This window comes from Mesorhizobium sp. LNHC229A00, from assembly GCF_000502415.1.
In the GTDB taxonomy this organism is placed as follows: domain Bacteria; phylum Pseudomonadota; class Alphaproteobacteria; order Rhizobiales; family Rhizobiaceae; genus Mesorhizobium.
Genome location: NZ_AYWQ01000003.1, coordinates 602,626 through 615,451, shown reverse-complemented (window position 1 = coordinate 615,451; position 12,826 = coordinate 602,626). Strand labels below are relative to the sequence as shown.

Below are 12,826 nucleotides of genomic sequence, written 5' to 3'. Positions count from 1 at the left end.
TGGCAATGCCGGAAATCATGAGAACACCGCCGGCCGGAGATGCGTTGATGTCGATGCCAGGCTTGGCTTATGGCCCATTGGGCGACCGGTGCATGCATGTCTGTGTGGATATGCAGAAGCTGTTTGCCGAACCGTCGCCTTGGGCGACGCCCTGGATAACCCGTGTCTTGCCTCAGATTGAGAGGCTGGTCGAAAGGCGTGCGGAACAGACGGTCTTCACGCGCTTCCTGCCTGCGCAAAGGCCGGGACAAGGCGCTGGTACATGGAAGCGCTATTATGAGCGCTGGGCCTCGATGGCGATCGACAATATCGGACCGGAGATGATCGAATTGTTGCCGGCGCTGGCAGCTTACTGTCCGCCGGCGGCAGTCATCGACAAGCACATCTATTCCCCCTGGTTCGAAGGGCGCCTCAGGGCCTTTCTGATGGAACGCGAGATCGACACGCTGGTCGTCACGGGAGGCGAAACCGACGTATGCGTCCTGGCCACCGTTCTCGGGGCTATCGATTTCGGCTATCGCGTGGTGCTCGTCACCGACGCATTGTGCAGTTCTTCCGACGCAACGCATGACGCGCTGCTTACCGTCTATCACCAGCGCTTCGCGCAGCAGGTCGAGACAGTCGAGATGGAAACGGTTCTCTCGAACTGGACTTGACGCCACTGTAGCATCGGCCTTCCCTGCGGGGTCTGTAGTGCTTATCTGTCCCCATCGCGGACACTGGAGCAGGCAAAGACGTGGCGCAACGATCGGGCAGTGCGGATCTCCCTCTTCACGGTGGACGCGTGCCGAAATGGCTGGGCGACCGCATGACGCGTCTCGGTGCCGTCATGTGCGAGGCGATCATCCATCACTATGGCCGCAACGAATTGCTGCGGCGTCTGGCGCATCCGTTCTGGTTCCAGTCCTTCGGCGCGGTCATGGGCATGGATTGGCATTCGTCCGGCATCACCACCAGCGTCGTCGGCGCCTTGAAGCGCGGCCTCACGCCGTTGTCCGGCGAACTCGGCATCCACGTCTGCGGCGGCCGTGGCGCGCATTCGCGCAAAACCCCCCACGAGCTTGCCGCCATCGGTGAGCGTATCGGCTTCGACGGAGCCCGCCTTGCGACCGCCAGCCGGCTTGTCGCCAAGGTGGACAGCGCCGCCGTTCAGGACGGCTTCGACCTCTATCTGCATGGCTTCATCGTTACCGACGACGGCAACTGGGTGGTGGTGCAGCAAGGCATGAACGGCGACAGCAAGGTGGCGCGCCGCTATCATTGGCTGTCCGAAGGTTTGACGAGTTTCGTCGACCAGCCGCATGCCGCCATAGAAGGCGCCAACCAGGGCGAGATCGTCAACCTGACCGACCGCCGCGCCGAAGCCTCGCGCCAGGGACAGCTTGACCTGCTCCAGGATCTTGGGCCGGACCGCATCCTTCGGGAGTTCGCCGCGCTGGAGCCCGGTACTGCACCGGCTCCAGTGCAGCCCCTGCTGCCGCACCTGGTCATGCCGGCTCATCATGACGTTCGCGAAAGCGACGTCGTGATGCATCGCCTTCACGGCAACATGGCCGCTGCCGCCGAGCGAGGTCCAGCTGATTTTGCCGAGCTTCTCCTGGTTCCGGGCGTAGGCGCCCGCACCGTGCGGGCACTCGCCCTCGTTGCCGAAGTGGTGCATGGCGCGCCGTGCCGGTTTTCGGATCCGGGTCGTTTTTCGCTGGCGCATGGTGGCAAGGACAGGCATCCGTTCCCTGTACCGCTCAAGGTTTATGACGAGACGATCGGCGTCCTGAAGTCAGCCGTGCAAAAGGCCAGGCTCGGTCGCGAAGAGGAAATCGGCGCCTTGAGGCGGCTCGACGACCAGTCGCGGCAGGTCGAGCGATACGTCACGGGTCCCAGCCTCAAGGAAATTGTCGCCGGCGAATTCGACCAGTCGCATCTGCTTGGCGGCCGCAGTGTCTTTGGTTGGGAACCGGCGCCGGATGAGGTGAGCGCCGACGAGAACAGGAAGGCGTGACGGGCCGGGTATCACGCCACGCGACGATATCTGTGGTGGTCCTTGATGAATTTATTGAAGAAGCGGCCTTTCGAAGGAGCGCGCATGAACGCGCCATAGGTAGCCGGGGCGACGTCCTCATAGTCATAGCGGTTGCCATGCGGCACGAACCAGACAGAGAGGATCTTGGTCGCGGGATCGTATTGCGTGTTTCGAATGACGGTTGACGGCATGCTGTCACCTGACGGCTCAGCCAAATAAACCTGCCAGGCGTGGTGCGGTTCCGTGCCGCTACCCGACCTCGCTACCGGTCGCGTGGGTTGCCGAACTTCGCGTCGCGTTTCCTTGAATAGCGCTCGATGCGCGGCAGCTTGTCGGCAAAGTCGAGCCAAGGCAGCCTGAGGTCCCAATAGGCATGAGCCTGTGGCCGCAGCCCTTCGGGTTTGTCGAAGAACCCGATCGTCAGATAAAGCTCGTCCGGCAGCCCTTCGTCGCTATAGCCTATCGAACTCCCGCAGTCGGGACAGAAAGTGCGGATAACACCCGGCGTCTTGGAAAAGGCCTTTGGCGTCCCCCTCGAAAGGTTGAACTGGCTCGGCCGATACCCGACCCAGACGGTGAGTGGACTGCCGATGGCCCGTCGGCAGTCGTCATCGTGATCGTAGCATATCCAGAAAGGCTCACCGTCCATGGTGGCGGCAATCGCCCCGCAAAAGCAGGCCCCGGTTTCAACGCGCGGCATCCGGCACTCCACGGCTGGAACATATCCGGCGCCTCCGACGGAACCGGCATTCCTAAACTTTCACGCTGCCCCCGCGGTTCCGTTGCTCCGTTTGACGTGTCCAGGGCAGGCGAGCGCGGTTCCCATATTGCCTTGTTGTCCGGCCTTCACCATCTAGGCACAATGTCGCCGCTCAAATCGAAAACAGCCGGCCGTGTGGCCCAGCATGATCTCTTCGGTGCCGCTCAGGATGGTCTGCCGGAGGGTTTCGCCTACCGGACCGGACTGATCACGCCACAAGACGAAGTCGAACTCGTCCGTCATCTAGAGGCACTGCCCTTCAAGGCCTTCGACTTCCATGGTCATCTGGCAAACCGGCGTGTCGTCGGTTTTGGCCTTCGCTACGATTATGACCGGCGCGAGGTGGTCGAGGCACCGGCGATACCTGATTTTCTATTGCCCTTACGCGAAAGGGTCGGGGCTTTTGCGCGCCGGCCGGCCGAAACCTTCGCGCAGGTCTTGATCAACGAATACCGGCCCGGCGCCGGTATCGGTTGGCACCGCGACAAGCCGCACTTCGAGGAGGTCGCGGGCGTTTCGCTGCTGGCGCCCTGCGATTTTCGCCTTCGGCGCAAGAATGGGTCTAAATGGGAGCGTCGAACCATCACCGTCGAGCCGAGATCGGCCTATCTCATGACAGGGCCGTCGCGAACGCAATGGGAGCACAGCATCCCGCCGCTTGCGGAGCACCGCTACTCGATCACCTTGCGGACATTGCGGCCTCGCAATCCCTGAGCATGCGCTGAGGTTTGCACCGAAAGCTTTCCGTATTCATCTCGCCATTAGTGCTCAACCCGACCCGCGTGCAGCGGGGCGGGTTGAACGATCTTGTGCTCTAACTCTCTGTTTTTACGCAATTCCGAACGGAAACCGCTACGCACTTTTCCTTGGAATTGCCTAGGTCAATACCAGCACGATCTTGTATGTATCCGGATCGACGATGACGATCCGGCCGTCGGCGAGAACGAAATATTCGTACGCCTCGTAGGCTGGGACGAGCTTCACGATGCGAGCCGGCAAGCGATGCAGCCTGACCTTGTGCCGCGGAACTTCGATGCCGACGGAGACGTCGAAATCGACGTTGGCGATCGGCTCGACCTTGGTTTCCCTGATCACATGAGTGATCTGGGTCTTCTGTTCAACCGTCACATTGTTGATGGAAGCGGTCGAGGTCTTGTCCTCCGTGGAGGCCTTGCCCTGGGCCTGTTGATCGGTCTGGACCTTTGTCTTGTCCTGAGCTTGCTGATCCGTGGTGGTGCCAGCCTTGCCCTGTGCCTGCTGGTCAGTCTGGACCTTTGTCTTGCCCTGAGCCTGCTGATCCGTCGTGGTGCCGGCCTTGCCCTGTGCCTGCTGGTCGGTCTGGACCTTTGTCTTGTCCTGGGCCTGCTGGTCAGTCTTGGTGCCGGCCTTGCCCTGTGCCTGCTGGTCGGTCTGGACCTTGGTTTTGTCCTGGGCTTGCTGGTCAGTCTTGGTGCCGGCCTTGCCCTGGGCCTGTTCGTCCGTCTTGGCCTTGGTCTTGCCCTGTGCCTGCTCCTCTGTCTTGACCTTGGTCTTGTCCTGAGCCTGCTGATCAGTCTGGGACTTGGTGCCCTGCGCCTGCTCCTTCATCTTGGAGCCCTTCTGGCAGTTGGTCGTGCCGGAAGCGCAATTTGTGTCAGCTCCTGATTGGCTGTCGGCCGGCTGCTGCGTCTGAGCCATCGCCGTCCCGCAGCCGAGCCCGATCGCAAGCATGCTGGTAATGAGAACATGTTTCATAGGAAATCTCCTTCGGAGAGTTCGTCCCTTCAAGGAGTAAAACTTCGACCAAAAAAGATTGTTCCGAACTGGCTGCGTTAATGCACCGCTCCCGATGGTTCCGAGATCGATCTTCACGGTCTTACTTCACGCCGATGCCGGCGGTGAGGCCGCCATCTATCTTGTAGTCGGCGCCTGTGCAGAAGCCGGCCTTCGACGAGCACAGGAAAGCGATGAGTTCCGCCACTTCCTCCGGCTCGCCGATGCGGCCGAGCGGATGGGCCGCGCCGAAGCGCCTGTAGGCCTCTTCCACGTCGGCATCGCTGCCGCCGTCGCCACGCGCGGCCTTTTCGAGGATCGGTGTGCGGATCGAGCCCGGGCTGACCGAATTGACCCTTATGCCGGATGCGGCATAGTCGAGTGCCAGCGAACGTGTCAGCGTATGGATGGCGCCCTTGGTCGTGGCATAGGCGGCAACGTTCTGCTGGCAGGCGAAGCCCTGCACCGAAGCGACGTTGACGATGGCGCCGCCGCCACGCTTGATCATTTCCGGGATGCCGAAATGGGCGGTCAGATAGATCGAGCCGACATTGACCGTCATAGCCCGGTTCCAGGTCTCCCAGTCGGTTGTCGTCGCCGTTCCGTAGGGATGCACCGCCGCCGAATTGACGATGACGTCTATGCCGCCGAATTTCGCCACGCCGGCCGCGACCGCGTCGCGAACCTGCTCGGAAACGGAGACGTCAACCGTTTGCACCAGCGCATCGGCTCCGGATTTGGCGAGGCTTTCCTGCAGGGCGGCATTGGCCGCGCTGTCGATCCCGCAGGCGACGATCGCGGCGCCCCCAGCCGCCAGGCGTTTGGCGGTTGCCAGACCGATGCCGGTCGTTCCTGTCACAAATGCCACCTTGCCGTCAAAATCAGTCATCGCGGAAGCTCCTTCTTCGCTATCGAAACCGGCCGCTCTTAGTTTGACACTCGTCGTGGTCAAACAATAGGTTGCCGGTCTCTCGCGGAAAAGGAAGTGGCAATGGAACAATGCTGGCGCTGGTACGGTCCCGATGATCCTGTGACGCTTGAACATGTCAAACAGGCCGGCGCCACCGGCGTGGTTTCAGCGCTTCACCAGATCTATGACGGCAGGGCCTGGCCTGAAGCCGATGTGCTCGAACGCAAGCGCGTCATCGAGGCGGCTGGGCTGACCTGGTCGGTTGTCGAGAGCATTCCGGTTCACAATTCCTTCAAGATCGGCGCGCCGGAGCGCGAGCGCTATGCCGGCTATTATCGCGACAGCATCCGCGCGCTCGCGAAGGCCGGCATCCAGACGATCTGCTACAATTTCATGCCTGTGGTCGACTGGACTCGCACCGACCTGGCCTACCGGCTGCCGACGACCGGTTATGCCTTGCGCTTCGATGCCATCGATTTCGCTGCCTATGATCTGTTTGTCCTGCAGCGCAAGAACGGCGCGGCAAGCTATACGCCGTCACGTATCGCCCAGGCCGAGAAGCGCCTTGAGGCGCTGACACCGGAGCAGATCGACCAGATCGAGCGCAATCTGATCGCCGGCCTGCCGGCGACGGAGCGTAGCTATAACAGGGACAGTTTCCGCGAGGCGCTGGCGGAATACGACGCGATTGGGCCTAAGGAACTGCGCGACAACCTTGCCTGGTTCCTGCGCGAGATCATCCCGGCGGCCGAAGAGGCGGGTGTGCGCATGTGCATCCACCCCGATGATCCGCCGTTCTCGCTTTATGGCCTGCCGCGCGTCGTTTCGACGGCCGAGGATGCGCGTTTCATCCTCAAGACGGTCGACAGCCCGGCAAATGGTTTGACGTTCTGCACCGGCTCCTACGGTACGCGCGCCGACAACGACATTGTCGCCATGGTCAAGGAATTCGCCGACCGCATCCATTTCGTCCATCTGCGCAACATCACCATCGAGGAGGACGGTTCGTTCTACGAGGCCGAGCATCTCGAGGGCGGCACTGACATGGCGCATGTCATCCTCGCTTTGATGCAGGAAGAGAAGCGCCGTCGCGGAGAAGGCCGAGCCGACTGGCAAATTCCGATGCGGCCCGATCATGGCCATCTGCTTGCCGACGACATCGGCAAGAAGAAGATCAACCCCGGCTATTCGCTCATCGGCCGGCTGAAAGGCCTCGCGGAGCTGCGCGGCATCATGCGTGCGGTTGAGCGGTTCGGGCTGGCCTGAACTCATCGGACGGCAAGCTAACGTTCGCGATCCTCCGCCGGAATGTCGCGACAGGTATGAGCGAGCGCTTCGCTTCGTCCGGCATTCGCATGCCCTAACCACCCGATTGTCGACGAAGCCGAGGGCTGCCCTGCGACGAGAAGCGGCTTCGACGGGTGGTCAACAATTTTATCGAGCTGGCACGCAAATTTTCGAGGTCGGTCGTGTAGTGCTCGTCGGCGTACTTCCTGCTTGGCCAGTGTCCGAAAGCGGGCGACTTTCGCGCCACTGGGACCAGCCATCGGCGTGGGGCACGCTTATGAAAAAAGGACAGTCCTTTGACGATCTTCCCTTTTACCGAAGCCAGTCCGATCCAGTTCCAGGCGCCGCTGCCGAAGACGTCGGATGTGGTCATTGTCGGCGGTGGCATCATCGGCGTGACCGCGGCCCTGTTCTTGGCCCGTCACAACATACCGGTGACCTTGCTGGAGAAGGGACGCATCGCCGCGGAGCAGTCCTCGCGCAATTGGGGCTGGATTCGCCAGCAGGGCCGCGACGCGGACGAATTGCCCATCGTCATCGAAGCGCTGCGTCTCTGGCGCCAACTGGCGGAGGAGTGCGGCGAGGATATAGGCTTGACGCAGACGGGCGTGACCTATCTTGCGCGGACCGACAAGGAGATGGCCGGTTTCGCCAAGTTCCTGAAGATCGCCGAGGCCCATGGCGTCGACACGCGCCTCCTCGACCAGGGCGAGACCGCCAAGCTGATCCCGGCCATGTCACGCCCCTTCAGGGGCGCCATGACCACGCCGTCGGACATGCGTGCCGAGCCCTGGGTCGCCGTGCCGGCGCTTGCCCGCCTGGCCGCTCGCCAGGGTGTCACAATCATCGAGAACTGTGCGGCACGGATGCTCGACATCTCCGCAGGGCGGATCAGCGGTGTCTGGACCGAACGAGGGCGCATCGCCACCTCGAACGTGCTTGTCGCCAGCGGCGCCTGGACGTCGCTGTTCCTGCGCGCGCATGGCATCTCGATCCCTCAGCTCAGTGTCCGCACGACCGTCGCGGCGACCGCGCCTATGCCCGAAATCCATGCCGGCGCTGCCGCGGACGAACGCATCGCCTTCCGGCGTAGGAAGGACGGCGGATACACGCTCGCCGCGGGAGGCAGCCACCTGCTCTATGTCGGGCCGGATGCATTGCGTCACGCACCGAAATACCTGCCCGCCCTGAAGGCAAATCCTTTCGGCACGCGCTACCTGCCGGCGGCGCCGCGTGCATATCCGGATAGCTGGTTCACCCCGCGCAAATGGGATGCCGACAAGGAAAGCCCGTTCGAAAGGATGCGTGTTCTCAATCCTGCCCCGGAGCCCAGGGCCCTTCGCGCCATCGATCATGGGTTCAAGGAGCTTTTTCCGCAATTCGAGGCGGTGCCGCTCAGGGCAAGCTGGGCCGGCATGATCGATGCGATGCCGGATGTAGTGCCGGTGGTCGATCGCGCCGCAGCGGTGGATGGCCTCGTCATCGCGACCGGGATGAGCGGCCATGGCTTCGGCATAGGGCCCGGCATGGGCCGCGTCCTGTCCGACTTGATCCAGGGCAACGAGGCTGGACACAACCTACACAGGTTCCGTCAATCCCGGTTCAGCGACGGCAGCCCTATCCGGATGGGACCATCGCTTTAGGCGAGATTGCCCTGACGCCGGTTGCGGCAGGTCAGGTCGGGCGACCTGATGCAGGTGCCTGGCTTGTCGGGATTCACGCCATGACCGGACTGAGCGATGCCGGCGAGTTCGAAGGCGGCATCGGTACGACCTACAATCTGCTTAGCAGGCTCTATGTGGCGGTCGACCAGGCCATTCGTGCCGGCGACGTGGCGCGGGCAAAGGCGCTGCGGATGGTGTCGCAGGGCTTCATCGAGGCAGTGCTGGAAACCGGCGTGCTGCCGGGCATGAAGGCGGACGACCGGCCTCTACCAGGAACTCGACATGCTCGCCGACCCTGACGAGCCACGCGACCTGTTCGGCATGCTGCTCAGGGCAGCCCAATGGCGTGGAGGTCGCGCGCCTGCTGGCGGTCCGATCTGCGCGAGTGATCGCGGTCATTGTCAGCTTGCCGGCGCGCGCGCAAAAATTGTTCATCGCGGCGGCCTCGAAGGGCCGATCGTTTCTTTCTTGGCAATCTGGCGTCGATGACACTTGCAGGCATTGCTGGCGGTTGTGACCGCCGAAAAGTGCACGCCTGTCCAACAGTCCTGGTTTGCGGACGATAACATCCGCACAAAGCCGGGAAAGGAGCCTCATATGCCCCGAATAGTACCCGTGCTCGACTTGAGCCGCTTTGAACAAGGCGCGTCGGAACGCCGGACATTTCTGGCGGATCTGCGTTCCGCTTCGCGCGACATCGGCTTTTTCTACCTGGCCGGACATGGCATCTCGTGGGCGGAAATCAGTGAGGTGCTCACCGCGACGCGCCGCTTCTTTGCCTTGGCCGAGGCCGACAAGCTCGCGATCGAAATGGTCAAATCCTCGCAGTTTCGCGGCTATACCCGCGCCGGCGGCGAGCTAACCAAGGGCAAGGCCGATTGGCGCGAGCAGCTCGACATCGGCGTCGAGCGTCAGCCCATAGCGCAAGGGCCAGGAATTCCCGCATGGACGCGGCTGCAGGGCCCGAACCAGTGGCCCGCTGCGTTGCCGGAACTCAAACCCGCCCTGCTGGCATGGCAGGCCAAGGCAACAGCAGTGGCCATCAGGCTGTTGAAAGCCTTCGCGCTGTCGCTCGATCAAGCCGAGGACGCCTTCGACCCGATCTACCGCGAGCAGCCAAACCACCGCATGAAAATCGTGCGCTATCCCGGCCGAGAGGCGACCGGCGATGACCAGGGTGTCGGCGCGCACAAGGATGGCGGTTTCCTGACGTTGTTGCTTCAGGATGACAATAAGGGGCTTCAGGTCGACTATGACGGAAGCTGGGTGGATGTGGACCCCATTCCCGGTACGCTCGTCGTCAACATCGGCGAATTGCTCGAACTGGCCTCAAACGGCTATTTGCGTGCGACCGTGCATCGTGTCTTGACGCCGGCGGCAGGCATTGAACGCATTTCGGTGCCGTTCTTCTTCAGCGCCAGGCTCGATGCAACGATACCGCTGCTTAGCCTTTCCGAGGACCTGGCGGCTCGGGCGCGCGGGCCGGCCAGCGATCCGGACAATCCGCTGTTTCGCGATGTCGGAACCAATGTGCTGAAAAGCCGGCTGCGCTCGCATCCCGATGTCGCTCGGCGCCATTATGCGGATCTGCTTGAGCCGGAAAGCCCGGCCGTCTGAGTCTTGGATAAGAAAGAACGGGATTTTTGCCATCCCGACCGATTCTTGGAAAATCATTCGTCGTATCCGGCGAAGAATCGGCTCAAAAAGGAAAGATCCGTTCGGTGTTTTCCTCCCATCTCATTGAGCGGTGTTCCCCTCTGAAGGTTACGACCTTCTTTTTTGGCCGGGCCGTTTCGCGCCCGGCCATTTTTCTTTCCGCACTGCGTGTTGCCGGTGCGGCGCTGATCCGGCAGAGTTCAACATGCGTCGGCGGTTGAAATCAGTGGAAGAAGGAGAGGGTCTCATGACATCCAACGTTACCGTCATAGCAGGGGCGGGCTCCGGATTGAGCGCCTCGCTCGCGCGTCTTCTCGCCAGGGAAGGGTTCCATGTCGTCCTGGCCGCCCGAAACATCGAGAAGCTCGATGCGTTGCAAGCGCAAACCGGCGCGCAAGCCGTGGCGACGGATGTCTCGGATCCAGCATCGGTCGAGCATCTATTCGATATCGCGGACAAGGCTGGCCCGCTTTCCCTCGTGATTTTCAACGCCGGCGGCCGCGCTCGCGGTCCAATAGCCGAACTCGATCCCGAGGCTGTCCGACAGGCTTTGCTGGTCGGGGCCTATGGCGGGTTCCTGGTAGCTCAGCAGGCGGCCCGCCGGCTGATCGCTCAAGGGGCGGGCTCGATCCTCTTCACCGGAGCGACAGCAAGTGTGAAGGGGTTCGCCGGCTCCGCGGGCTTTGCGATGCCGAAATTTGGATTGCGCGGGCTGGCGCAATCCATGGCCCGTGAACTGGCGCCCAAGAACATCCACGTCGCGCATTTCATCATCGACGGCGCCATTGCTTCGGCCGCTTCCGGACAGGAGCCCGGGCCGCAGGATCGCCGGCTGTCTCCGGATGCGATCGCAGAGGCCTATCTCGCCATCCATCGCCAGCACCGCAGCGCCTGGACGTGGGAAATGGAGCTCAGGCCGTGGGTCGAAAATTTCTGACTGGATCAGCGATCCATGCGACTTTTGCATGGCTCGTCTGCACGAGCCTTGAGGAGAGTCGACATCGGACGAGGATGTCACTATATAGCGGCGGCTTCGCGGGCTCACGCCTTCAAGCGCTACGTCATAAGGCGGCTGTAGCGACAGCCATTGAGATTAAGAAACGGACTGGAAGCCGTAAAAGGTAGAAGCAATTGCTCGGAGCGGGAAGATCCCGCCAACGGTACAGTCCTTCAGAATCAGAAAATGTTCTTCACCCCTCGATTTTCTTCGGCTCTGTGGACCCTGGACGGCTTCGGCTTGCCGGCTGGCCGCGACTCGGCTCGAATGGGAACATGCATCCTTCGCGGGATGCCGACGCTTATAATTACCAACCGGCTTTGCCGCCAGGGAACAGCAGTATGAGTGAACACGCGATCGAGTTCTTGCGGGGATGGATCGGCGAAAAGGTCCATTGCCAGTCCCACGCCAGGATCGAGAAGCAGGCCGAGACGTTGGCCCGCGAATGCGCCGCCAAGGCTGCCGAGGTCGGCATACCGCTGGAGGACATCCAGGAGGAAGTCGGCGACATCCAGGAATTGATTGCTTCGCGGCTCGAGGAAGCGGCCGAGGCCGACGAAAACCAGCAGGCTTCCAGCAAAGCCGCGGAATAACTACGGGGTCAAACCTGTTCGAGACGCGCGGGCTTCGGCCCGCGTTTTCGTCTCAGCCGTCCCTCTCACCCAAACTTTTCTTCCAGCCACGCCTTTGGCAGCGCCGGCACGAAATTGCCGTCGCGCCCGGTCATGTCGTCATTGGCGATAAGAGCGTTGAGGATCGATTCCTCCACCGTCTGAACCACCGCATCGAAGAACGCGTCGATGTCTGTATCGGGAATGAAATCGGCACTGGCGATGCGGCCGGACAGCCCCAGCGCCGCGGCGGGGTTGGCCGTCGAGAAGGCGAGGAAGATATCGCCCGAACTGTGATAGCCGAAGCCGCCCGTCAAGGCGACGCCGAGCGGCACACGGCGCGCCAATCGCTTCATTTGATGCGGCAGGAAAGGCGCGTCGGTCGCGATGATCGCGATGATTGAGCCCTTTTCCGCGCGCGACGTGGCTTCGCGGATCGCCGGCTCGGTTAGTTCGGGCTCGGCGCGCAGGCCACGAATGGTGAAATTATGCCGCTTGCCGAAATTCGACTGCACGAAGGCGCCGACCGTGTAGGTTCGCCCTTGCCATGCGACGATGCGCGAGGCCGTGCCGGACCCTGCCTTGAAGCCGAAGGTGATCATGCCGGTGCCGCCGCCGACGCTGCCTTCCTCGACCGGTCCGCCAGCAGCCCCGTCAAGGGCTTCGGCGACGTGCTCCGATGTTAGATGGTGGCCGTTGATGTCGTTGAGAAACCCGTCATAAGTCTCCGCCGCCACCGGCAGCCCCCAGGCGCTGTCGATCGCGGCCGGCAGCACCCGGTTCATCCAGCGCAGCGTGCCGTCACGCGCAACACCACAGGAATGCGTGTTGGTGATGGTGATCGGGAAGTTGAAGGCGCCGGTTTCCTCGATGATGTGCGAGCCGGTCATCTCGCCATTGCCGTTCTGGCTGAAAATGCCCGCGAAGACCGGCGTGGCCAATTCGGCGCGGGGCCTCGGCAGGATTGCGGTCACGCCGGTGCGTACCGGCCCCTTACCGACGATAAGCGGACCATCGCCCGTTATCAGCGTCGCATAGCCGACAGAGACGCCGGGCACGTCGGTGATCGCGTTGAACGGCCCGGGTGTTCCGTGGAAGCCTATGGTGAAGCTTCGCGCGCGTGGCTTGCCGGACGGCGTTGCCAGATGGTGCGGATTGTCGATCATGCT

Annotated in this window: 15 protein-coding genes; 10 read left to right on the top strand and 5 right to left on the bottom strand. The window is 62.2% G+C overall.

Going from position 1 to position 12,826, the window contains the following annotated elements; all coding sequences use genetic code 11:
* Positions 1-47 precede the first annotated feature (47 nt).
* Together X742_RS159845 and X742_RS159850 are read left to right on the top strand one after the other, a co-directional pair.
* The gene (locus X742_RS159845) at positions 48-656 is read left to right on the top strand and encodes an isochorismatase family cysteine hydrolase (RefSeq protein WP_015316470.1); all 609 of its coding nucleotides are present in this window, start codon (positions 48-50) and stop codon (positions 654-656) included.
* A gap of 80 nt (positions 657-736) precedes the next feature.
* Entirely contained in the window at positions 737-1,999 is a 1,263-nt protein-coding gene (locus tag X742_RS159850; RefSeq protein WP_023771385.1) for a DUF763 domain-containing protein, read from the top strand.
* An 11-nt stretch (positions 2,000-2,010) separates the two neighbouring features.
* Here X742_RS159850 and X742_RS159855 read toward each other — a convergent pair whose 3' ends face one another.
* Both X742_RS159855 and X742_RS159860 read right to left on the bottom strand, forming a co-directional pair.
* Complete coding sequence (locus X742_RS159855) at positions 2,011-2,211, bottom strand: KTSC domain-containing protein (RefSeq protein ID WP_023771384.1); 201 nt, start codon at positions 2,209-2,211, stop codon at positions 2,011-2,013.
* A 71-nt stretch (positions 2,212-2,282) separates the two neighbouring features.
* Entirely contained in the window at positions 2,283-2,720 is a 438-nt protein-coding gene (locus X742_RS159860) for a GFA family protein (protein WP_023771383.1), read from the bottom strand.
* Positions 2,721-2,882: 162 nt separating this feature from the next.
* Between X742_RS159860 and X742_RS159865 the strand changes: the two genes are divergently transcribed.
* The gene (locus X742_RS159865) at positions 2,883-3,494 is read left to right on the top strand and encodes an alpha-ketoglutarate-dependent dioxygenase AlkB (protein WP_023771382.1); all 612 of its coding nucleotides are present in this window, start codon (positions 2,883-2,885) and stop codon (positions 3,492-3,494) included.
* Between the two features lie 162 nt (positions 3,495-3,656).
* On the opposite strand, the gene X742_RS159870 is transcribed toward X742_RS159865, so the two are convergent.
* Together X742_RS159870 and X742_RS159875 are read right to left on the bottom strand one after the other, a co-directional pair.
* The gene (locus X742_RS159870) at positions 3,657-4,514 is read right to left on the bottom strand and encodes a DUF1236 domain-containing protein (protein WP_023771381.1); all 858 of its coding nucleotides are present in this window, start codon (positions 4,512-4,514) and stop codon (positions 3,657-3,659) included.
* Positions 4,515-4,635: 121 nt separating this feature from the next.
* Complete coding sequence (locus tag X742_RS159875) at positions 4,636-5,421, bottom strand: SDR family oxidoreductase (protein WP_023771380.1); 786 nt, start codon at positions 5,419-5,421, stop codon at positions 4,636-4,638.
* Positions 5,422-5,523: 102 nt separating this feature from the next.
* Between X742_RS159875 and uxuA the strand changes: the two genes are divergently transcribed.
* The 7 genes from uxuA to X742_RS159905 all read left to right on the top strand — a co-directional run bounded on the left by uxuA (position 5,524) and on the right by X742_RS159905 (position 11,639).
* Positions 5,524-6,708, top strand: coding sequence for a mannonate dehydratase (gene uxuA / locus X742_RS159880; protein WP_023771379.1), 1,185 nt, complete (start codon positions 5,524-5,526; stop codon positions 6,706-6,708).
* A gap of 317 nt (positions 6,709-7,025) precedes the next feature.
* Positions 7,026-8,372: an FAD-binding oxidoreductase gene (locus X742_RS159885; RefSeq protein WP_023771378.1), complete on the top strand. Its 1,347-nt coding sequence runs from the start codon at positions 7,026-7,028 to the stop codon at positions 8,370-8,372.
* A gap of 80 nt (positions 8,373-8,452) precedes the next feature.
* The gene (locus X742_RS159890; protein WP_023771377.1) at positions 8,453-8,692 is read left to right on the top strand and encodes a hypothetical protein; all 240 of its coding nucleotides are present in this window, start codon (positions 8,453-8,455) and stop codon (positions 8,690-8,692) included.
* Entirely contained in the window at positions 8,676-8,882 is a 207-nt protein-coding gene (locus X742_RS0136460; protein WP_023794755.1) for a hypothetical protein, read from the top strand. Before X742_RS159890 ends, X742_RS0136460 begins: the two co-directional genes overlap by 17 nt.
* A 108-nt stretch (positions 8,883-8,990) precedes the next feature.
* Complete coding sequence (locus tag X742_RS159895) at positions 8,991-10,010, top strand: isopenicillin N synthase family oxygenase (RefSeq protein WP_023771376.1); 1,020 nt, start codon at positions 8,991-8,993, stop codon at positions 10,008-10,010.
* 286 nt (positions 10,011-10,296) lie between these two features.
* Positions 10,297-10,986, top strand: a complete 690-nt coding sequence (locus tag X742_RS159900) for an SDR family NAD(P)-dependent oxidoreductase (RefSeq protein ID WP_023771375.1) — start codon at positions 10,297-10,299, stop codon at positions 10,984-10,986.
* 401 nt (positions 10,987-11,387) lie between these two features.
* Positions 11,388-11,639, top strand: coding sequence for a DUF768 domain-containing protein (locus X742_RS159905; protein WP_015316487.1), 252 nt, complete (start codon positions 11,388-11,390; stop codon positions 11,637-11,639).
* A 65-nt stretch (positions 11,640-11,704) separates the two neighbouring features.
* On the opposite strand, the gene X742_RS159910 is transcribed toward X742_RS159905, so the two are convergent.
* Positions 11,705-12,823, bottom strand: a complete 1,119-nt coding sequence (locus X742_RS159910; RefSeq protein WP_023771374.1) for a P1 family peptidase — start codon at positions 12,821-12,823, stop codon at positions 11,705-11,707.
* Positions 12,824-12,826: the final 3 nt, after the last annotated feature.